General features: G+C 61.1%; 15 protein-coding genes. 5 read left to right on the top strand and 10 right to left on the bottom strand.

Features of this window, described 5'->3' with window-relative positions; genetic code table 11:
- Window positions 1–219 precede the first annotated feature (219 nt).
- Complete coding sequence (locus tag GIW02_RS07020) at window positions 220–672, top strand: hypothetical protein (protein WP_236412972.1); 453 nt, start codon at window positions 220–222, stop codon at window positions 670–672.
- A 107-nt stretch (window positions 673–779) separates the two neighbouring features.
- Here GIW02_RS07020 and GIW02_RS07015 read toward each other — a convergent pair whose 3' ends face one another.
- Window positions 780–1,445 carry a polysaccharide lyase family 7 protein gene (locus tag GIW02_RS07015; protein ID WP_236412974.1) on the bottom strand — a complete coding sequence of 222 codons (666 nt, stop codon included), beginning with the start codon at window positions 1,443–1,445 and terminating at the stop codon, window positions 780–782.
- A 311-nt stretch (window positions 1,446–1,756) separates the two neighbouring features.
- Here GIW02_RS07015 and GIW02_RS07010 point away from each other — a divergent pair, with 311 nt between their 5' ends.
- The 3 genes from GIW02_RS07010 to GIW02_RS07000 are packed head-to-tail and all read left to right on the top strand — an operon-like array spanning window position 1,757 to window position 4,721.
- Window positions 1,757–3,862, top strand: coding sequence for an EAL domain-containing protein (locus GIW02_RS07010; protein ID WP_236412976.1), 2,106 nt, complete (start codon window positions 1,757–1,759; stop codon window positions 3,860–3,862).
- Window positions 3,863–3,904: 42 nt separating this feature from the next.
- Window positions 3,905–4,405, top strand: a complete 501-nt coding sequence (locus tag GIW02_RS07005; RefSeq protein WP_236412982.1) for a M48 family metallopeptidase — start codon at window positions 3,905–3,907, stop codon at window positions 4,403–4,405.
- Window positions 4,406–4,424: 19 nt separating this feature from the next.
- The gene (locus GIW02_RS07000; protein WP_236412984.1) at window positions 4,425–4,721 is read left to right on the top strand and encodes a winged helix-turn-helix domain-containing protein; all 297 of its coding nucleotides are present in this window, start codon (window positions 4,425–4,427) and stop codon (window positions 4,719–4,721) included.
- A gap of 422 nt (window positions 4,722–5,143) precedes the next feature.
- Here GIW02_RS07000 and GIW02_RS06995 read toward each other — a convergent pair whose 3' ends face one another.
- Window positions 5,144–5,596: a GNAT family N-acetyltransferase gene (locus GIW02_RS06995; protein ID WP_122675474.1), complete on the bottom strand. Its 453-nt coding sequence runs from the start codon at window positions 5,594–5,596 to the stop codon at window positions 5,144–5,146.
- A gap of 201 nt (window positions 5,597–5,797) precedes the next feature.
- Here GIW02_RS06995 and GIW02_RS06990 point away from each other — a divergent pair, with 201 nt between their 5' ends.
- Window positions 5,798–6,535, top strand: coding sequence for a transporter substrate-binding domain-containing protein (locus tag GIW02_RS06990; protein ID WP_236412986.1), 738 nt, complete (start codon window positions 5,798–5,800; stop codon window positions 6,533–6,535).
- A gap of 142 nt (window positions 6,536–6,677) precedes the next feature.
- Here the strand turns inward: GIW02_RS06990 and yccS are convergent, their stop codons facing one another.
- The 8 genes from yccS to betA form a co-directional block, all read right to left on the bottom strand.
- Window positions 6,678–8,861 carry a YccS family putative transporter gene (gene yccS, locus GIW02_RS06985; RefSeq protein WP_236412988.1) on the bottom strand — a complete coding sequence of 728 codons (2,184 nt, stop codon included), beginning with the start codon at window positions 8,859–8,861 and terminating at the stop codon, window positions 6,678–6,680.
- Between the two features lie 232 nt (window positions 8,862–9,093).
- Window positions 9,094–10,272, bottom strand: coding sequence for a BaiN/RdsA family NAD(P)/FAD-dependent oxidoreductase (locus GIW02_RS06980; RefSeq protein WP_236412990.1), 1,179 nt, complete (start codon window positions 10,270–10,272; stop codon window positions 9,094–9,096).
- 159 nt (window positions 10,273–10,431) lie between these two features.
- Window positions 10,432–11,769: an ATP-dependent RNA helicase DbpA gene (gene dbpA / locus GIW02_RS06975; protein ID WP_234452441.1), complete on the bottom strand. Its 1,338-nt coding sequence runs from the start codon at window positions 11,767–11,769 to the stop codon at window positions 10,432–10,434.
- A gap of 130 nt (window positions 11,770–11,899) precedes the next feature.
- On the bottom strand, window positions 11,900–13,327 hold the full coding sequence (gene mdtD, locus GIW02_RS06970) for a multidrug transporter subunit MdtD (protein WP_236412992.1): 1,428 nt from the start codon (window positions 13,325–13,327) through the stop codon (window positions 11,900–11,902).
- Between the two features lie 36 nt (window positions 13,328–13,363).
- Window positions 13,364–14,254: an alpha/beta fold hydrolase gene (locus GIW02_RS06965; protein ID WP_236413002.1), complete on the bottom strand. Its 891-nt coding sequence runs from the start codon at window positions 14,252–14,254 to the stop codon at window positions 13,364–13,366.
- 253 nt (window positions 14,255–14,507) lie between these two features.
- A complete protein-coding gene (locus GIW02_RS06960) occupies window positions 14,508–15,824 on the bottom strand; it encodes a TldD/PmbA family protein (protein ID WP_236413005.1) in 1,317 nt (438 codons plus the stop codon).
- Window positions 15,824–17,266: a TldD/PmbA family protein gene (locus GIW02_RS06955; RefSeq protein ID WP_236413007.1), complete on the bottom strand. Its 1,443-nt coding sequence runs from the start codon at window positions 17,264–17,266 to the stop codon at window positions 15,824–15,826. Before GIW02_RS06955 ends, GIW02_RS06960 begins: the two co-directional genes overlap by 1 nt.
- Window positions 17,267–17,473: 207 nt before the next feature.
- Window positions 17,474–19,177, bottom strand: coding sequence for a choline dehydrogenase (gene betA / locus GIW02_RS06950; protein ID WP_236413009.1), 1,704 nt, complete (start codon window positions 19,175–19,177; stop codon window positions 17,474–17,476).
- Window positions 19,178–19,228 lie beyond the last annotated feature (51 nt).

Here is a 19,228-nt window from a genome sequence, read left to right as displayed (position 1 = left end):
AGCCCGCAGCGATGCGGGCTTTTTTGTGGCTGGGGTTTGATCAGGCACCGCGCAAGGATAGGGCTGGTGGATCACTATCTAATGCAGTAAACATTGCCTGGGTATCGCTATTTATAAGGTTCTGTCAACTGTCAGCATTGACAGTTGTTTTGCAGGGCACGGTCTCTATGATCATCGTATAACACACGACTTTTATGCGAACGGTCAGTGAGGTGCAACATGCCATTTAGATATCGCGTACTTTCAGTAGAACTTGACGCATATTATTCGGATCTTTTTGTAGATAAACTTGAGGATGAAGTGGGTTTTGACCCTGTTGATCCTGGGAACGTTGCCTATGTGAAATATAATAAGCCTTATGCACGCTTTCAGTATCTGGGTGGCATTGGTCTAGCAGTGCCCGCCGGTGCATTGCCGGTTGCACCGCAGGTTGGGGATAGATGGAGTGTTGATATTCAAAATATAACAACGGGTAACGCGTCGGCAGTCTTTAATTATTTATATACAATCCCTGCTGGCGGCGCGGGTCAGCCACTGCGTGCATTGGTGGGTATGCCCGCTATGCGAGTGCTCGGGCCGGGGATAATCGAGGTCAACGCAGCATTCACGTCAATTGCCACCAATACGGTTTATATTTTTCAGCCAAAACAAATAACGTTGGTAGCACCATAGTTTCATATTCATGACCTGCACAGGCATGACGGGTCTGCAAACAAACTATGGGAGTCTTAAAGGCCGACTCCCACAGTTGGACGATACTTAAATGAATTGAGCCGCGTTTAGTCGTGATCAATATCCAGCTTGGCGAACGTCACCCGCGCGCCTTCCTTGCTATTACCACTGTTGTCCTGCACATACGCGCCGGCTTTGAAGTACAGGGGCTTGGCGCCCCATGCCGCGCCAATACGCTCGTTCCACTCACCGTCGGCCGCGTACACACTCAGCAAGCCCGCCTTATTGAGGTTGATGACGTAGGTGAAGCTTTTCTCCAGCGGCACATTTGACGCAACGGTGATGACCCGGCCTTCATCTTCATCCGGGCGCATACGGACTTTGGCGACGATATTCCCGCTCTGGGTTTTTTCCTTGAATTGGTATTCGAGCTTTATCAGCGGTTTCTGGCTGTCATAGGCGTGAATCTGGCCGATGACGATCTTGCCGCTGGACGGCACCTGATTGACGGCCAGGGTAGCGCGCAGGAAATTGTCCGCGTCGGGGTAGGTCCAGTTGCGCAGGCGGCCGTCGGCGTAGGTTTCGCGCAGTTCGCTGCGCGGGTACACGGCGTTTTCGGTGCGCGTGCCGGTAACGGGTGTCCAGAATTGCACGTTACTGCCTTCGGCCTGGAAATATTGGTCCTTGAAACCACTCATTAATTTAGGCGTGTCGATGGTCGCGGGGGGCGAGCCGACGGGAATGCTCAGATTCCAAGTGGAGAGGTCGATCATGGCGTAGGCCTTTTTACAGAGGGGTGTAGGCTATGGCCCTGAGGCCAGACAGGTTCTTTATAGGCGGTAGTCACCCGCTTGTTAATTAATTGCTGGCAATTTATTGGCGCCAGGGGAATGTCAAAAAGCCACGTTTCCCATGATCCGTGGCCTGCAGGCACTGACCGTTAGTCGGCTTCCTGAACTTTGGCGCAATGATGGCACCGACGTTACTTCTGATTTTTCGGAACCGGGGCTAGAGTGAGGCCTCAGTGTTTGTCCGGGTTTTCTCCCAGAAGTGACCGGAGTGGCTCCTAAGGAAGAGAAGCAGCATGGAATGCGCTCCATACCACCGCGAAAGCAGTTCGGTTCTTCTGGTAGTCGATGACTACCCGGAAAACCTGGTTAGCATGCGCGCACTTTTGCAACGCGATGACTGGCAGGTGGTCACCGCCGGCTCTGGCCTGGAAGCCCTCGAATTGTTATTGGTGCATGACGTCGACCTGGTCTTGTTGGACGTCAAGATGCCCGGCATGGACGGCTTCGAAGTGGCCCGCCTGATGCGTGGCAGCCAGCGCACACGCATGACGCCGATCATCTTTTTGAGTGCCAATGCCCAATCCCCGGCCGCGGTGCTGGAAGGCTACGCCAGCGGCGCCATCGATTACCTGTTCAAACCCTTCGACCCGCAAATCCTCAAGCCCAAGGTTCAGGCATTGCTGGAGCACCAGCGCAATCGCCGGGCCTTGCAGCGCTTGAGTCACGACCTGGAATCCGCGCGCGCCTTCAATGCCTCGGTGCTGGATAACGCCGCCGAAGGCATCCTGGTGGTGAGCGAGGACGGTGTGATCGAATACGCCAACCCGGCGATTTCGCGACTGCTCAATGCCACGATCCAGGAGTTGCAAGGCCAGGAGTTCCTCGGCTTCCTGCAAAAGCCCCACGTGCCCGCCTGGCTGGATTCGCAGATGTACGAAGGTTTTCGCAAGGGCGAAACCTGGCGTCTGCATGATGCCCTGTTGCGTACCGGGCGCGGCCAGCAGGTGCCGGTGGCCTTGTCGTGCGCGCCGTTACCGGCCGAGCAGAAGGCCATGGTGGTGACGGTGCTGGACATGTCTGAGGTCCGCCACCTGCATCAGCAGTTGGAGTTCCAGGCGGTGACTGACCCGCTCACCGGGCTGCTGAACCGCCGTGGTTTCTATCAGGCGGTCGAGAACATCCTGCTGCGCAGCGAGCGCGGCGCTCCGTCCCTGGTATTGCTTTACCTGGACCTGGACGGCTTCAAGCGGGTCAACGACTCCCTGGGCCATGATGCGGGCGATCGGGTACTGCGCTGGGTGTCGGAGCAGTTGCAGGGTTGCCTGGGCTCGGGCGATATTCTTGGGCGCATGGGTGGGGATGAATTTACCGCGCTGCTGGAGTTGGAGTTCCCGGAGCAGGCGGCGAAGATTGCGGAAAAACTGATCGAACGCGTGTCAGTTTGCCAACAGGTGGAAGGGCTGGACGTGATGCTTGGCGTCAGCATTGGCATCGCCACCTTTCCGGACTGCGGCTCGGACTTGAATGGCCTGCTGCGCGCAGCCGACATCGCCATGTACGAAGCCAAGCGCGCGGGTCGTCAGCAGTATCGCTATTACGACCAGGAAATGAACGGCCGTGCCCGCTCGCGCCTGATGCTTGAAGACAGTGTGCGTACGGCGATTCAAAACAAGGAATTCACCCTGGTGTACCAGCCCCAGGTGGCCCTGGAGGACGGGCGCTTGCGTGGGGTTGAAGCGTTGTTGCGTTGGCAGCACCCCAGCGTAGGCGATGTGCCGCCGGGGTTGTTTTTGCCGTTGCTGGAGGAAGCGCGGCTGATCAGCCAATTGAGCGCCTGGATCTATCAGCAGGTCGCCAGCCAACGCCAGGCGTGGCAAACCCTGTTCGATGAAGAGCTGGTGTTGAGCGTGAGCCTGAGCAGCAGCCAGTTCAATATGCCCAACCTCGCGAACCAGTTGACGCAGGTGCTCGAGCGACATGGGCTGCAGGCGCGCCAACTGGAGGTGGAAATCGGCGAAGACTGCTTGATGAGCAACCTCGAAGAGTCCGCCAAACAGCTCAAGTTGCTGCGTCGGATTGGGGTGCGGATCGCCCTGGATGACTTTGGTATGGGGCAGTGCTCCCTGGCCCATCTGCGTGACCTGGCGTTTGACACGCTCAAGCTCGACCCGCGATTGGTCGCGCGCCTGCCGGGCTCGACGCGGGACGCGGCACTGGCGCGCAGCATTATCGAACTGTGCGGGCATTTTGATGTGCTGGTGGTGGCCGAGGGCGTGGAAACCCCGGAGCAAGCCCAATGGCTCAAGGCCAATGGTTGCCCGTTTGCCCAGGGGGCCTGGGCGGCCCAGCCGTTGATGGCCGAAGAAGTTGCTGACTGGTCACGCGCCCGCGTGCGTTGAATTCGCTACACTGGCGGCCATTCGAACCGTGTTGCAGACCCCATGATCGCGCTGAAATACCTCCAGGCCTACCCCGCCGCCCTTCAAGAGCAAGTACGCCAACTGATCGCCAAGGACCAGTTGGGCGCCTACCTGGAGCAGCGTTACCCCGAGCGTCACGCGGTGCAGAGCGACAAAGCGCTGTACGCCTACGCCTTGGCCTTGAAGCAGGAACATCTGCGCAACGCGCCGGCCATCGATAAAGTGCTGTTTGATAACCGCCTGGACCTGACCCACCGCGCCCTGGGCCTGCACACCACGATCTCGCGGGTGCAGGGTGGCAACCTCAAGTCCAAGAAAGAGATTCGGATTGCCGCATTGTTCAAGGACGCGGCGCCGGAATTTCTGCGCATGATCGTGGTGCATGAGCTGGCGCACTTCAAGGAATCGGACCACAACAAGGCGTTCTATAAACTCTGCGACTACATGATGCCCGGCTACCATCAGGTGGAATTCGACCTGCGGGTGTACCTCACGTATCGCGACCTGCAGGGCAAACCCTGAGCGCACAAGGCGAACGACCATGGATGTGAGCAAGACCAAAAGCAGCTTCTACCGCCGCCTGTATGTGGCCTATCTGATCGACAGCGGCCAGGCCAGCAGCGTGCCGGCGCTGACCGACGCCACCGGCATGCCCCGGCGCACGGCGCAGGACACGATTGCCGCGTTGGCCGACTTGGACATCGTGTGTGAGTTTGAACAGGAAGACGGTGCCCGCAACCATGCCGGGCATTATCGGATTCGCAGTTGGGGGGCAATTGATCGGCGGTGGATCGAGGCGAATCTGTTGTCGGTCAAGCAGGTGTTGGGGTATCCGTAACCCGTTGTGAGCGAGCCTATTGTGGCGAGCGGGCTTGCCCGCGTTGGGCTGCGAAGCAGCCCCGAAACCAGGCAACTCAAACCTCCTGAAACACTGCGGCGGCCTTAGTGGGGCTGCTGCGCAGCCCAGCGCGGGCAAGCCCGCTCGCCACAGTAGAGCGGTGCTTCCTAAGGCTTGCGCATGCCGATGTGTGGAATGTCATCCTCCAGGTGCTCCTCACAAAGCCATACCGCCCAGGTGTTGGGGTATCCGTAACCCGTGGTGAGCGAGCTTATTGTGGCGAGCGGGCTTGCCCGCGTTGGGCTGCGAAGCAGCCCCGAAACCAGGCAACCCAAACCCCCTGACACACTGCGGCGGCCTTAGTGGGGCTGCTGCGCAGCCCAACGCGGGCAAGCCCGCTCGCCACAGTAGAGCGGTGCTTCCTAAGCCTTGCGCATGCCAATGTGTGGAATGTCATCCTCCAGGTATTCCTCACCCGCCACCACAAAGCCATACCGTCCGTAATACCCTTGCAGGTGCGCCTGGGCTGACAGGAATATCGGTGTCTGCGGCCAGATATCGGCAATCTGCTTGAGCGCCTCGCTCATCATCTGGTGCCCCAGCCCGGTGCCGCGCGCGACGGGCGCGACAATGACCCGACCGACCACCACGTCACCGCCCTGGGACTCAGGGTCCAGCAGGCGCAGGTAGGCCACCAGTTGGTCGTCCTGCCAGGCCATCAGGTGGTGGGTATCGCCGTCCAGATCCTGCCCGTCGAGGTCCTGATAAACGCATTTCTGCTCGACAACAAACACCTCGTTACGCAGGCGCAGGATGGCGTAAAGCTGCTCCTTGCCCAAGTCATCGTGATGCTTGCAGACCCATTCAACTGTCATAGCGCGTTCTCTTATAAATGCCTGTGCCCGATAGTAAGCGCAGCGGGCAACCCTGTCTAAATCAGCTATTTTTGTGGATGAAATCAATTTGCCATCATTGAGTGCATTCGCCAGCCGTTTCTTTGTGTAATCTGAGCTACTGTTACACCCTCAGGTATCGCCTGAATCAAGGCCAACACCTGCCTGCCAAGGACTTTGAGCATGCCGCGATTTTCTCGTGCCGTTGCTTTGATTGGAGTGTTGCTGCTGGCGACGCCGGCATTCGCACAGCGTTTGCGACTGGTGGCGGATGCCTGGCCGCCTTTTACCGATTCCACCTTGGTCAATGGCGGTTTGGCCACCGACCTTGTCAGTACGGCCTTGGCGCGCGCGGGCTACGCCAGTGATTTTGAACAGGTGCCCTGGGCTCGGGCGCTGATGGGCGTGGGCGACGGCCGCTATGACGTGCTGGTCAACGCCTGGTATGACGATGCGCGCACGCAGTTGGGCCAGTTCTCCGGCGAATACCTGCTTAACCGCGTGCGTTTTATCAAGCGCCGCGACGACCCTATCGACTTCCAGAACCTTGCCCAGCTGCATGACTACCCCATCGCCGTGGTGCGTGGGTATGCGTATTCGGCGGCCTTTGATGCGGATGCGCAGTTGCAGAAAATCCCTGTGCATAACTTCGCCATGGCCGTGCGGATGCTCGCGGCGCAGCGGGTGCGGCTGACGGTGGAGGATGAATATGTGGCGCGTTATTACCTGTCGCGCGAATCGGCGCGGGTGCGCAATGCGGTGGAGTTCCTACCCCAGCCGTTGAGCGAAAACAGCCTGCATATTCTGGTCAGCCTGAAGAACCCCGAGCATGCGCAGATCGTGGCCGGGTTTGATCGGGAGATTGCGAAGATGAAGGCGGACGGCAGTTATGCGCGGTTGATGAAGCAGCATGGGATGTGATGCTTTCTGTGGCGAGCGAGCTTGCTCGCGTTGGGGCGCGAAGCGGCCCCAAAACCAGGCGGCTCAATGTGCCTGAAACACTGTGGTGGTCTGGCTGGGGCTGCTTTGCAGCCCAACGCGAGCAAGCTCGCTCGCCACAATTTCAAGCCGCGCGGGTATCTTTGATCAGATGCGCCGCCAACGTGCGCAACGGCCCCAACTGCCGACAAATCAAGGCCAACTGCGTCTGCACCAAGCGTTGCCCTTCATCAATCTCGTCCGGCATTTGCTCCAGGTCCGCCGCCAGGGCTTCCTCGGCATCGCTCTGAATCGCAATCGGCTGTTTGTTGGCCAGCCCGGTGGCGATTTCATCAATACTGGCAGCCAGGGAATTGCCCGCGCCTTCGATCAAGTGTTCACGCACCTCGGCCGGCAGCTGGGTTTCGCGGTGCGCGCCCAGCCCTGACAAATAACTGAGCAACGTATGCGACAGCACCAGGAAGCGGAAGCCCACATCGGCCTCCTTACGGAAGTGCCCGGGCTCCATCAGCATGTTTGCCAACGTGGTGGACAGCGCCGCATCAGCGTTGTGGGCATTGCGTCGGGCCAGGCGATACGCTAGGTCGTCGCTCTTGCCGGCGGCGTATTGCTGCATGATCTGGCGCAGATAGATGCTGTTGCAGGTCAGGGTGTTGGCCAGCACCTTGTTCAGGCGCCGGCCTTGCCAGTCCGGCAGGAACAGGAACACCGCCAGCCCCGCGATCAGGCTGCCGAGCAGGGTATCGAACAGGCGTGGCAGGAACAGCCCGTAGCCATCGCCCACCTGGTTGAAGCAGAACAGCACCATCAGGGTGATCGCCGCCGTGGCCAGGGTGTAGCGCGTGGTGCGGTTGATAAAGAACACCAACCCGGCAGCAATGGCGAACATCGATTGCACCAGCGGGCTTGGGAACAGGTCGAACAGCGCCCAGGCCACGGTGAGGCCGATGGCGGTGCCGATGATCCTTTGGCCGAGTTTGCGCCGGGTAGCACCGTAGTTCGGTTGGCACACAAAAAGGGTGGTGAGGATGATCCAGTAACCCTGGGACGCGTGGATCGCGTGCAGCGTGCCGTAGCCGATGGTCAATGCCAGGGACAGGCGCAAAGCATGGCGGAACAGCAGCGACGTCGGCGTCAGCTGGGTGCGCAGGCGTGTCCACATCTCTTTGAGATTGCGCGGGGCACGGTCCAGCAGGTTGCTGTCGGTGGCGTCGGCCAGCGCGTCGGGGTTGCTGGCGTCGCCGAGCAGGCGGTCGAGGGTCGACAGGTTGGCAGCCAGGGCACGCAGCGAGCGCAGCAGGCCACGCCAGGCGGGGTTGCTCTGGATGCGCAGGTGTTCCAGGGAGGCGTTGAGGTCGCCCAGGGCTTCGGCAAAGCTGTCGTCATAGATGAACGGCTGACGCAACTGGATCGACTCGCCGAGGGTTTGGCAGGCTTTGCCCTGCTGGCGCAGCAAGCGCTGGCAGCGGAACAGCACGTCGCTGTGGAAGAACGCATCGGCCAGGGCGTTGTAGGGGTAATGGGAAGAGCTGGCGCGTTCGTGGATGTCTTGAGCGAGGAAATACAGCTTGAGGTAACGGCTGACCTTCGAGCCAGGGCGCCCATTGCCTACGCGGTGCAGGATGATTTCCTTCGCCGCATTCAGCGCCGCTACCACCCGGCCGTTCTGCTGGGCCAGTTCCAGGCGGCGCGCCTCCACATCCAGCTGGCGGATCGGCTCGAACAGCGATGACTTGAGCTTGAGGTAACGCCCCAATTCGCGAAACAACCGCGCCAGGCTCTGTTGCACCGGCTGGTTGGAAAACAGCGCCTGCCACAGCACCGAGAGCACGCCATACCAGGCGGCGCCGGCCACCAGCAGCAGCGGTTCGTGCCAGAAGTCGGACACCGCGCCGCCGCGCTGGTCCACGCCGATCATGGTGTAGACCGACAGAATCAGGGTGGCCGAGGCAATTGCGCCATAGCGCTCGCCCAGCGCCCCGAGCATGGTCAGGCAGAAACTCGCCAGGGCCAGCGCGATGGCGAAGATCCAGGGGTAGGGGAACAGCAGCTCCACAGACAGGGCGGCGATGCTGAAACACACCAGTGTCACCGCCAGGGCGTTGAGGCGGCCTTGCCAGCTGTCGTCAGTCTCGGCCAGGGCGCTGGCGATAATCCCCAGGAACAACGGGATCAGCAGCGTCATTTCATCCTGATACCAGCACAGCGCCATGCTGCCGGTGAGGGCGATGAATACCCGTACGCTGTAGCTGAATTTATCCAGCGCCCACAGGCGCCGCATGGACTGCTTGAACGAGGTCGATGACATGAAGGCTGGAGTCTTCCGGGACGATGCCGCTAAATTGAGGCATCAATGACGTCACGGCAAGGGTGGTGAGCACATTGGCGGATAAAATTTATTGCAGGCGCGGCAAATCAAATGTGGGAGGGGCGGTGCGACGATTCGACTTGCCCCCGATAGCGGTGTACCAGTAACAGATGCGCTAGTTGAAACACTGCCATCGGGGGCAAGCCCCTCCCACATTTTTTACCGTGTTGTGTCAGGCAAATTGCGCGGCGGCGTAGCCCGAAGCCCACGCCCACTGGAAGTTGAACCCGCCCAAGTGGCCGGTCACATCCAGCACTTCACCGATAAAGTACAGCCCAGGGCTTTTCAGCGATTCCATGGTCTTGGACGACACTTCCCGCGTATCCACGCCGCCCAGCGTCACCTCGGCGGTGCGGTAACCCTCGGTGCCCGCGGGCACCAATTGCCAATTGCCGAGTTTCTGCGCGATGTCGGCAATTTCAGCGTGGGTGTACTGCTTCATCGGTTTGGACTCGAACCAGGTTTCCGCCAGCAGGTTGGCCATCTTCTTGGTGAAGATCTCACCCAACAGGGTTTTCAACTCGCTGTTGGGGCGCTCGGCCTGTTGCTGTTGCAGCCAGGTGTGGGCGTCGTGGTCGGGCAGCAGGTTGATTTCAACCGTGTCGCCCGGCTCCCAGTACGAGGAAATCTGCAGGATCGCCGGCCCGCTCAGGCCGCGGTGGGTAAACAGGAGGTTCTCGCGAAAGCTCTGGCCGTTGCAGCTGACCAGGCAATCCACCGAGGTGCCCGACAACTCGCCGCACACGTCCTTGAGTTGGTCGGTGATGGTGAACGGCACCAATCCTGCGCGAGTCGGCAGCAGTTCATGGCCAAACTGCTTGGCCACCTGATAGCCAAACCCGGTGGCGCCCAGGGTCGGAATCGACAGGCCGCCGGTAGCGATCACCAGGGATTCGCAGCGCAGCTCACCGAGGGTGGTTTGCAACTGATAGCCGCTGTCGAGCTTGGCGATTTCCTGCACCGCCGTGTCCAGGTGCAGGCTCACGCCGGTCTGGATGCACTCGTCGAGCAGCATGCCGAGGATGTCACTGGACTTGTTATCGCAGAACAACTGGCCGAGCTTCTTCTCGTGATACGGCACGCCGTGCTTGGCCACCAACCCGATGAAGTCCCATTGGGTGTAGCGGGCCAGGGCGGACTTGCAGAAGTGCGCGTTGTGCGAAAGGAAGTTGGCCGGCTCGGTGTACATATTGGTGAAGTTGCAGCGACCACCGCCGGACATCAGGATCTTTTTGCCGGCTTTGTTCGCATGGTCGATCAGCATCACCTTGCGCCCACGCCCGGCGGCGGTCAGTGCGCACATCAAGCCTGCGGCACCGGCGCCAATGATCACAATTTCGGTCGAGCGCACAGCGATGTCCTCATACAAATCTTGAATTGGAATGCAGTTGAATGTGGGAGGGGGCTTGCCCCCGATTGCAGTGTGTCAGTCAGTACACCTGGCACTGATACACCGCCATCGGGGGCAAGCCCCCTCCCACATGTGACCTCCGATAAATTGGAGATCGTGTTACAGGATCCGCACGCGCAGCGAACGGCCTTTGATTTTGCCGTCGTTCAAGCGCTGCAATGCCTGTTTAGCGATCCCGCGCTCCACCGCCACGAAGGCCTGGAAGTCAAAGATCGCGATCTTGCCGACCTGGGCACCCGGAATGCCGGCTTCACCGGTCAGTGCGCCGAGGATGTCGCCCGGACGCACCTTGTCTTTACGCCCGGCGGCGATGCACAGGGTGCTCATCTGCGGCAGCAGTGGGCCACCGCTTTGCGGCTTGAGGTTGTCCAGTTGGTCCCAGTTCAGCGGCGATTTCTGCAGTTGCTCGATGGCCTGGGCGCGGTGCGCTTCGGACGGTGCCACCAGGCTGATGGCGATGCCGGTCTCACCCGCACGGCCGGTACGGCCTACACGGTGGATGTGGATTTCCGAGTCGCGGGCCAGTTCGACGTTGATCACCATGTCCAGCGAGTCAATGTCCAAACCACGCGCGGCAACGTCGGTGGCCACCAGCACCGAGGTGCTGCGGTTGGCGAACATCGCCAGTACCTGGTCACGGTCGCGCTGTTCCAGGTCGCCATGCAGGCCGACAGCGGAAATGCCCTTGGACGTCAGGTGGTCCACGGTTTCCTGCACTTGCTGCTTGGTAAAGCAGAACGCCACGCAGGAGGCCGGGCGGAAGTGCGCCAGCACTTTGGTCACCGCGTCCATGCGTTCTTCCGGGGAAATCTCGTAGAAGCGCTGCTCGATCTGGTCATCGGAGTGGAACGCTTCAGCCTTCACTTGCTGTGGCGCGCGCATGAACTTGGACGCCAGCTGCTTGATGCTCACCGGGTAGGTGGCCGAGAACAGCAGGGTCTGGCGGCGTGCCGGGGTCTTGCTGATGATGTCTTCGATGGCGTCGTAGAAACCCATGTCGAGCATGCGGTCGGCTTCATCGAGAATCAGCGTGTTCAAGCCGTCCAGTACCAGCGAGCCCTTGCGCAGGTGCTGCTGGATACGGCCCGGGGTGCCGACGATGACGTGGGCGCCGTGCTCAAGGGAAGCGATCTGCGGGCCGAGGGATACGCCGCCGCACAGGGTCAGCACCTTGATGTTGTCTTCGGCGCGGGCCAGGCGGCGGATTTCCTTGGCCACCTGGTCGGCCAGCTCGCGGGTCGGGCACATGACCAGTGCCTGGCAGCCGAAGTAGCGCGGGTTGATCGGGTTCAACAGGCCGATGCCGAAGGCGGCGGTCTTGCCGCTGCCGGTCTTGGCCTGGGCAATCAGGTCCAGCCCCTTGAGGATCACCGGCAAGCTTTGCGCCTGGATCTGCGTCATCTCGACATACCCCAGCGAGTCGAGGTTAGCCAGCATGGCGGCGGACAGGGGCAAAGTATTAAAAGCGGTGGCGATGGTAGTCACGGGACTGGCTCTGCAAAACAAAATGTTGCGCAGTGTACCAGCCTCGAAGGATTTTCCCTGCAAGTTCTAGACGGGAAGCCTGTCAGTGCTCGATATCGTGCTCACGGCTGACCACGCGTTTGCCGTCTTTTGGCGACAGTTGCAGGAAGATCGCCGCCGCCAGCATCGCCATGATGCCCACGGTGAGGAAGGTCAGTTGGAAGGCGCCGAGCACGCTCTCGACCCCGTCGTTGCCCGTTTGCGCCGTGAAGCCGCCGAGCAGCGCACCGGCGCAGGCGACCCCCAGGCTCAGGGACAACTGCGCCACCACCGACAGCAAACTGTTGCCGCTGCTGGCCTGCGCGTCGTCGAGGTCGATCAGGGTCACGGTGTTCATCGCAGTAAATTGCAGCGAGTTGATTGCCCCCAGTACGGCCAGCATCGCCAGCAGCAGCGGGTAGGGCGTGTGTTCGCTGACCAGGCCCATGCTCGCCAGCATGATGCCCAGGGCCAGGGTGTTGCCGGTGAGCACGACACGGTAGCCCAGGCGCTCGATCAGCGGGCGGGCAATGGACTTGGCAAACATCGCCGCCGCCGCCAGCGGCAGCATGCTCATGCCGGCCTCCGATGGCGAGTACCCCAGCGCCACCTGCAACAGCAGCGGCACCAGGAACGGCAAGGCGCCGCTGCCCAGGCGTGCGAACAGGTTGCCGAGGATGCCCACGGCAAAAGTGCGCGTCTTGAACAGCACCGGCGAAAACAAGGGGTTGTCGATATGCCCGGCGCGCAGCCAATAGGCCGCCAGGCACGCAAACCCGCCGAACAGCAGCAACATCACGCGCAGGTGCGGCAGGTGCAGTTCGCCCAGGCCTTCCATGGCGATGGTGATCAACACCATCGCCGCGCCGAACAGCAGAAAGCCTGCGCCATCAAAGCGCGTGCGCTCGCTGCCGCGCAGGTCGGGGATGAATTTCCACACGGCGTAGCAACCGATCATGCCCACCGGCAGGTTGATCAGGAAGATCCAGTGCCAGGTCAGGTATTGCACCATCCAGCCGCCCATGGTCGGGCCGAGCAACGGGCCGAGCAGCCCGGGGATGGTGATGAAGCCCATGATCCGCACCAGCTCGGAACGCGGGTAGGCGCGTAACACCACCAGCCGCCCGACCGGCAGCATCAAGGCGCCGCCCAAGCCCTGGATAATGCGCGCGCCCACCAGCATGGTCAGGCTGCTGGACAGGGCACACAGCAGTGAGCCGATGCTGAACAGCATGATCGCGCCGAAAAATATTTTCTTGGTGCCGAAGCGGTCGGCAATCCAGCCCGACGCCGGGATCAGCAAGGCGACGGTGAGCATGTAGGCGATCACCACCCCTTGCATGCGCAGTGGGTTCTCCGCGAGGTCCCGTGCCATGGCCGGCAGTGCCGTGTTCAGAATCGTCCCATCCAGCGATTGCATGAAGAAGGCAATTGCTACCACCCAAGGGAGCCAGCGGGCGGTCTTGGCATCGAGAGGGGCACGATTCGGCATGGATTACCTTTTTGTTAGCAGGCTATGTGTCGGCGATTATGCGCCATCCATTGCTCCTTTTCCCACAGGCTGTTCGTCTAATTCCGACACTGTTGCGTGCGTGCCCACCAGGAAGTCCAGCAACGCACGGTGCACCGCCAGGGCTGCCTCGCGGGACTCCAGGTCAAGCAGGTGGCCGGTGTGTTCAGCCACGGCAAAACTGCTGCGACCTACGTATTGCTTGAACAGCCGGGCCTCGGCGGCGGGGGTGTATTCGTCCAGCGTGCCGTTGAGGAAGTGCACCGGGGTTTCAATCTGCGTGAGTGCCGGCAGGTAATTGCCATCGCCCAATGCCAGTACCTGATGGATGTGAAACCGCGCCTGGCGGTATTCGGTGGTGGCCATGTTCGCCAGGTGGCGATGGTTGTTGCGCTTGAGGCGCGGCGACAGATATTTACCGACCGTCTCGTTGAGCAGGTGGCCGACGGCGGATTTGTCATCGGCTTCGATCAGCACGCGTACGCGCTCCACATAGTCGAGCATGGCCTGGTTGAGGTTGGGCGCCAGGGCCATCACCACCGAGCTTTCGATGGACGGCGGGTTGTGCGCCAGGGTCAGCAGCGTCGAGATGCCGCCCCAGGAAGCCGACACAAGGTGGTTGACCTGAAAGCGCTCCACCAGGGCTCGCAGGATTTGCACTTCGTCGTCCTTGGTCACCAGGTCCAGGTCGGTGTTGTATTCGCGCGAATAGCCGGAGAACGGCAGGTCGAACAGCAGCACATTGAAGTGCTCGGCCAGGCACTTGCTGGTGCGCGCGAAGGACCGCGTGGTGGACAGCGCGCCATTGACCATCAGCACGGTTTTCTTTTGCGGGTCGTTACCCAGTTGCTCGACGTGAACGTTGTAGTGTTTGAACAGCTTTTGTATGACGAAACTTCCATGGTTCATCGCAAGACTTCCTGTGCGGTGGCGGTATGCCACTAACCTTTATAACGAGGTTTTTCACAGGCGACAACAGGCCGCATAGGGAGAACGAAGTGATGGGATTTGGAGGTAGGAATAGGCGAAATGAAGCCTCTGAAATCACCGAAAGACAATGTGGGAGGGGGCTTGCTCCCGATTGCGGTGTATCAGTGCCAGGTGTACTGACTGGCACACTGCAATCGGGAGCAAGCCCCCTCCCACATGGGATTTCCTGGGTTTATAAGGTCAGTGTCAGGCGTTTTACCAACGCGCCAGGGAGGAGGTTGGACGCCGTGTTGCGCTGGCCATACGTGCTGGCCGACAGCAGCAGTTCCCGATCAGCAGTCAGCGCTTCCAACTGCGAGCCCAGCAAGCTGTAAACACTGTCATCGAAGCGCATGGTGCTGACCGGCGCCTTGATCACGCCATCCTCAACCCAGAACGTGGCGAAGCGCGTCATGCCGGTCAGGCGTGCGGCGGGCAGGTCGGAGTAGTTCAGGTACCACAGGTTGCTGATGTACAGCCCGGTCCCCAGCTGCTTGAGGATGTCGGCCTGGCCCAGGTTGCCCGCCGCCATCTGCAAGGCGCTGGGCGATTCGTCGCTGCTGGCGCCGTTGGTGCTCAAGCCGTATTCGGCGGCGCTGCGCGAGTTCACCAACTGGCCGTCGGCCTTGCCGGCGTTTATCAGCGTGACGTCCCCACGCGGGTAACCTTCGCTGGAGAAGGCCTGGCTGAGGGAGCCGCTGATCTGTTCATCGACGGACACCAGCGGGCTTAACAGCTGCTCACCGGCGTAGAGCTTTTGCAACGAGCTGCCTTTACTGGCGATGGACTGCGCGGAAAAACCACCCCAGGTGATGAGGCTGATGATTTCTTCCAGCGCCGCCGGTGCCAGGTAGGCGCGGTACTCACCGGGTGCCAGTGGGTGCAGCGGGCGGCCGAGGAATTCCAGCTGTTCGCGGGCCAATTGGAAGCGTCGGGCGAATTCGGCACTGTTCCATTCATTGCCGGCGTAGCTGGCTTTAACGGCCTCGCCATTGGCGTGGAACAGGCTGAAATCAAAGTTGAAGCTATTGGCCTGATGCCAGCCGAACGCCCCGTTCGAGCTGGCGAACCCACGGCTGATCGGGCCGGCGGCATAGAAGCCCACCAGGTCGACGCCTTGCGCGGCCTGGCTGATCTCCTCCAGAACCTGGGCCAGGTCCGGCAGGGGGCGGGCCTGCTCATTGTGGCTTTGCCAGGCCGTGTGGTTGAGCAGCAAGTACGGGTCGTGGGGCAGCAACGGCAGGGTTTCACGCAGTTGTTGCAGGCCATCGGCAAGGCGCTGGCGGTCCAGCTCCGGCTCACCGGCCAGGGTGATGGCGAGGTCTGCATGCCGACCGTCGTTGATCAGTTTCAGCGTGAGGCTGGCCTGCTGCACCTGCCCGGCCTGGCGCACTTTGGCGTGGTTGAAACGCACGAACTCGGACGCTTCGGCGGCATAGCCGAGGTGAAATTGTTCCTTGTCGGTGATGGCTTGCTTGAGCCAATCCACCAGTGCCTTGAAGGTGTTCATCAGGCATCTCCCCCAAATACATCAATAGTGCTGAACACGCAGGCCGGCGATGCATGGCCGACGCGGATAACCTGGTTGGGTTCGCCTTTGCCGCAGTTTGGCGTACCCAGGACCCGGGACGTGCTGGCATCGCCCACGGCGCTGAGGTTGCGCCAGAACTGCGCGGAGATCGCCCGGTAGTTGGGGTTTTTCACCACACCCTTGAGTTCGCCGTTTTCGATCAGTTGGCCCCATTCGCAGCCGAACTGGAATTTGTTACGTGCGTCGTCAATCGACCAGGAACGGTTGGTGGACATCAGGATGCCGTGCTCGATGCCGCCGATCAGCTGCGCCATGCTCTGGTTGCCAGGCTCGATATTGAGGTTGGCCATGCGGTCGATCGGCGCGCGGTTCCAACTGCTGGCGCGGCTATTGGCCACGCCGCTCATGCCGGCGCGAAATTGCGACAGCGCCCCGCCCAGCGGCTTGAGCAGCAGGCCTTCGCGGATCAGGAACTGCTTGCTGGCGGCGGTGCCATCGTCGTCATGGCTGTAGCTTGCCAGTTGTTCGGGGATGTCCGGGTCGAAGGTTACGTTGAGCAGCGCGGAGCCGTATTGCAGATGGCCAAAGTCTTGGGCCTTCACAAAACTGGTGCCGGCGTAATTGCGCTCATCCCCGAGGATACGGTCCATTTCCAGTGGATGGCCGATGGACTCGTGGATCTGCAGGATCATCTGGTCAGGCATCAACAGCAGGTCGCGCGGGCCGTGGGGCGTGTTCGGTGCCAGCAACAGTTGCAGGGCTTCATCGGCGATGCGCGGCGCGGCGCCGACCAGGCCGAACCGGTCGATCACATCAAACCCGCCTTGCTGGCCGAAGTTACTGCCGCCGAGGGTACGTGACTGGCTGTCGTTGCCGTCGTAGGCGGTGACGCTGACGCCGGGAAATACAAAGCGCTGGGCCTGACGCAGTTCGGCGCCGGCCGTGTTGAGGTAGATCTGCTCGACGTGGGTCAGGCCGAGGCTGACTTCCCAGTTCACCAGACGCTCGTCCTTGGGCACCGCAGCAGACTCGGCGCCGAGCAGTTGGTAGCAGTCGCTCAGGGACGGGAAGGCTTGAGCAAGGTTGGGCGACAGGTAGTCGGCGACGTCGCTGGACACGTGTTGGTCGCGCAGGTCGAGCAGGGCATGGGGCTTGATCAGGCGCGCTTGCTGTTCGGCACGCTCCAGGGCGGCTTGCAGGCCAGGCAGGGAAATGTCGTTGGTTGCGGCGTAGGCTTCCACCCCATTGAGGCGCACGGTGAGCATGGCGCCTTCGTCGTGGCTCAGGTATGGCGGTTCGGCGACGTTCTTGCGCACCGAGAGGTGTTGGCCGGATTCGCGTACGTAGCGCAGCGAGAAGAACTCGGCAGTGGTGCGCAGGGCACTGAAATGCTTTTTGAGTGTGGCGTGGTGGTCGAACATGGGGCCTTCCTTGTGGGCGGCTCGGCGCGGGCAGGCAAACAGAGTAGGCCTGGGCTGGGGAGCTGATCAAGGAAAGTGTAGGGGGGAAGTTTTGCAGTGTCTGGTCGGGCCTCATCGGGGGCAAGCCCCCTCCCACATTTTGAATGTATTCACAAATCAAAGTGTGGGAGGGGGCTTGCCCCCGATGAAGGCACCTCGGTCTTTCAGTTACTGCGCGGTCGGGCCCACTTCACGCATCGGCTTGCCACGCACTGGCGCATCGCCGGCCACGTAGTAGTCGGCGGTGCTGCGCGGCAGCGGCTGGCGGCCACGGATCTTGTCGGCGATTTTCTCGGCGATCATGATCGTTGGCGCGTTCAGGTTGCCGGTGGTGATGATCGGCATGATCGACGCATCGACCACACGCAGACCCTGCATGCCATGCACGCGGCCTTCGCCATCCACTACGGCCATCTCGTCGGTGCCCATTTTGCACGAGCAGGACGGGTGGAACGCGGTTTCGGCGTGCTCGCGGATGAACTTGTCGAGCTGCTCATCGGTTTGCACTTCAATGCCCGGGCTGATTTCGCGGCCACGGTATTGATCCAGCGCCGGCTGCTGCATGATTTCACGGGTCAGGCGGATGCCATCGCGAAATTCCTGCCAGTCCTGCTCGGTGGCCATGTAGTTGAAGAGGATGCTCGGGTAGTCCCGTGGGTTCTTCGACTTCAATTGCACGCGGCCACGGCTTGGCGAACGCATGGAGCCCATGTGTGCCTGGAAACCGTGCTCTTTCACACCATTGCTGCCGTTATAGTTAATCGCCACCGGCAGGAAGTGGTACTGGATGTTCGGCCATTCGAATTCCGGGCGCGAACGGATAAAACCGCCGGCTTCGAACTGGTTGCTGGCGCCGATACCGGTGCCGTTGAACAGCCACTCGGCGCCGATCGCCGGCTGGTTGTACCAGAGCAGCGACGGGTACAGCGACACCGGTTGGGTGCAGGCGTATTGCAGGTACAGCTCAAGGTGGTCCTGCAGGTTTTCGCCGACGCCAGGCAGGTCGTGGACCACCGGGATGTCGAGGCTTTCCAGCAGTTTGGCCGGGCCAACACCGGAGCGTTGCAGCAGTTGCGGCGAAGCGATTGCGCCGCTGCACACCAGCACTTCTTTGCGCGCACGGGCTTCAACGCGCTCTTCGGCAGCGCCGATCAGGTAACGCACGCCCACGGCACGTTTGCCTTCGAACAGCACTTTGTCAGTCAGTGCGTGGGTGACGATGGTCAGCGTCGAACGTTTTTTAGCGGTGTCCAGGTAACCGCGTGCGGTGCTGGCGCGACGGCCATTCGGCGTCACGGTACGGTCCATCGGGCCGAAACCTTCCTGCTGGTAGCCGTTCAAGTCTTCGGTACGCGGGTAACCGGCCTGCACGCCGGCTTCGACCATGGCGTGGAACAGCGGGTTGTTGCCGGCTTTCGGCGTGGTCACGCTGACCGGGCCATCGCCGCCGTGCCAGTCGTTCGGGCCGATGTCGCGGGTTTCGGCTTTGCGGAAATACGGCAGGCAGTCGAGGTAGGTCCAGTTTTCCAGACCCGGCAGTTTCGACCAGTTGTCGTAGTCCATGGCGTTGCCACGGATGTAGCACATGCCGTTGATCAGCGACGAACCACCCAAGCCCTTGCCGCGCCCGCATTCCATCCGGCGGCCGTCCATGTGTGGCTCAGGGTCGGTTTCGTAGGCCCAGTTGTAGCGGCGGCCTTGCAGTGGGAAGGCCAGGGCGGCTGGCATCTGGGTACGGAAATCGAGACGGTAGTCCGGGCCGCCGGCTTCGAGCAGCAGGACGGTGACGCCTTCGTCTTCGGTCAGACGGGTCGCCAGGGTGTTACCGGCGGAGCCGGCACCCACAATGATGTAATCGTATTCTTGGGACATAAATGCACCCTCTTTGAAGTGTGGTCAGGTCGGGCCTCATCGGGGGCAAGC

It is taken from the genome of Pseudomonas syringae, assembly GCF_021606685.1.
Classification (GTDB): domain Bacteria; phylum Pseudomonadota; class Gammaproteobacteria; order Pseudomonadales; family Pseudomonadaceae; genus Aquipseudomonas; species Aquipseudomonas syringae_R.
The sequence above is the reverse complement of the archived record's forward strand: the minus strand, read 5'-3'. Positions and strand labels throughout refer to the sequence as shown.

What these genes read in the sequence shown, in the direction of transcription:
- GIW02_RS07005 (WP_236412982.1), top strand. Translation starts at nt 3,905, where the DNA reads ATGATCGCGCTGAAATACCTCCAGGCCTACCCCGCCGCCCTTCAAGAG.
- betA (WP_236413009.1), bottom strand. Translation starts at nt 19,177, where the DNA reads ATGTCCCAAGAATACGATTACATCATTGTGGGTGCCGGCTCCGCCGGT.
- dbpA (WP_234452441.1), bottom strand. Translation starts at nt 11,769, where the DNA reads ATGCTGGCTAACCTCGACTCGCTGGGGTATGTCGAGATGACGCAGATC.
- GIW02_RS06995 (WP_122675474.1), bottom strand. Translation starts at nt 5,596, where the DNA reads ATGACAGTTGAATGGGTCTGCAAGCATCACGATGACTTGGGCAAGGAG.
- GIW02_RS06960 (WP_236413005.1), bottom strand. Translation starts at nt 15,824, where the DNA reads ATGAACACCTTCAAGGCACTGGTGGATTGGCTCAAGCAAGCCATCACC.
- GIW02_RS06965 (WP_236413002.1), bottom strand. Translation starts at nt 14,254, where the DNA reads ATGAACCATGGAAGTTTCGTCATACAAAAGCTGTTCAAACACTACAAC.
- yccS (WP_236412988.1), bottom strand. Translation starts at nt 8,861, where the DNA reads ATGTCATCGACCTCGTTCAAGCAGTCCATGCGGCGCCTGTGGGCGCTG.
- mdtD (WP_236412992.1), bottom strand. Translation starts at nt 13,327, where the DNA reads ATGCCGAATCGTGCCCCTCTCGATGCCAAGACCGCCCGCTGGCTCCCT.
- GIW02_RS07000 (WP_236412984.1), top strand. Translation starts at nt 4,425, where the DNA reads ATGGATGTGAGCAAGACCAAAAGCAGCTTCTACCGCCGCCTGTATGTG.
- GIW02_RS06955 (WP_236413007.1), bottom strand. Translation starts at nt 17,266, where the DNA reads ATGTTCGACCACCACGCCACACTCAAAAAGCATTTCAGTGCCCTGCGC.
- GIW02_RS07020 (WP_236412972.1), top strand. Translation starts at nt 220, where the DNA reads ATGCCATTTAGATATCGCGTACTTTCAGTAGAACTTGACGCATATTAT.
- GIW02_RS07010 (WP_236412976.1), top strand. Translation starts at nt 1,757, where the DNA reads ATGGAATGCGCTCCATACCACCGCGAAAGCAGTTCGGTTCTTCTGGTA.
- GIW02_RS06990 (WP_236412986.1), top strand. Translation starts at nt 5,798, where the DNA reads ATGCCGCGATTTTCTCGTGCCGTTGCTTTGATTGGAGTGTTGCTGCTG.
- GIW02_RS07015 (WP_236412974.1), bottom strand. Translation starts at nt 1,445, where the DNA reads ATGATCGACCTCTCCACTTGGAATCTGAGCATTCCCGTCGGCTCGCCC.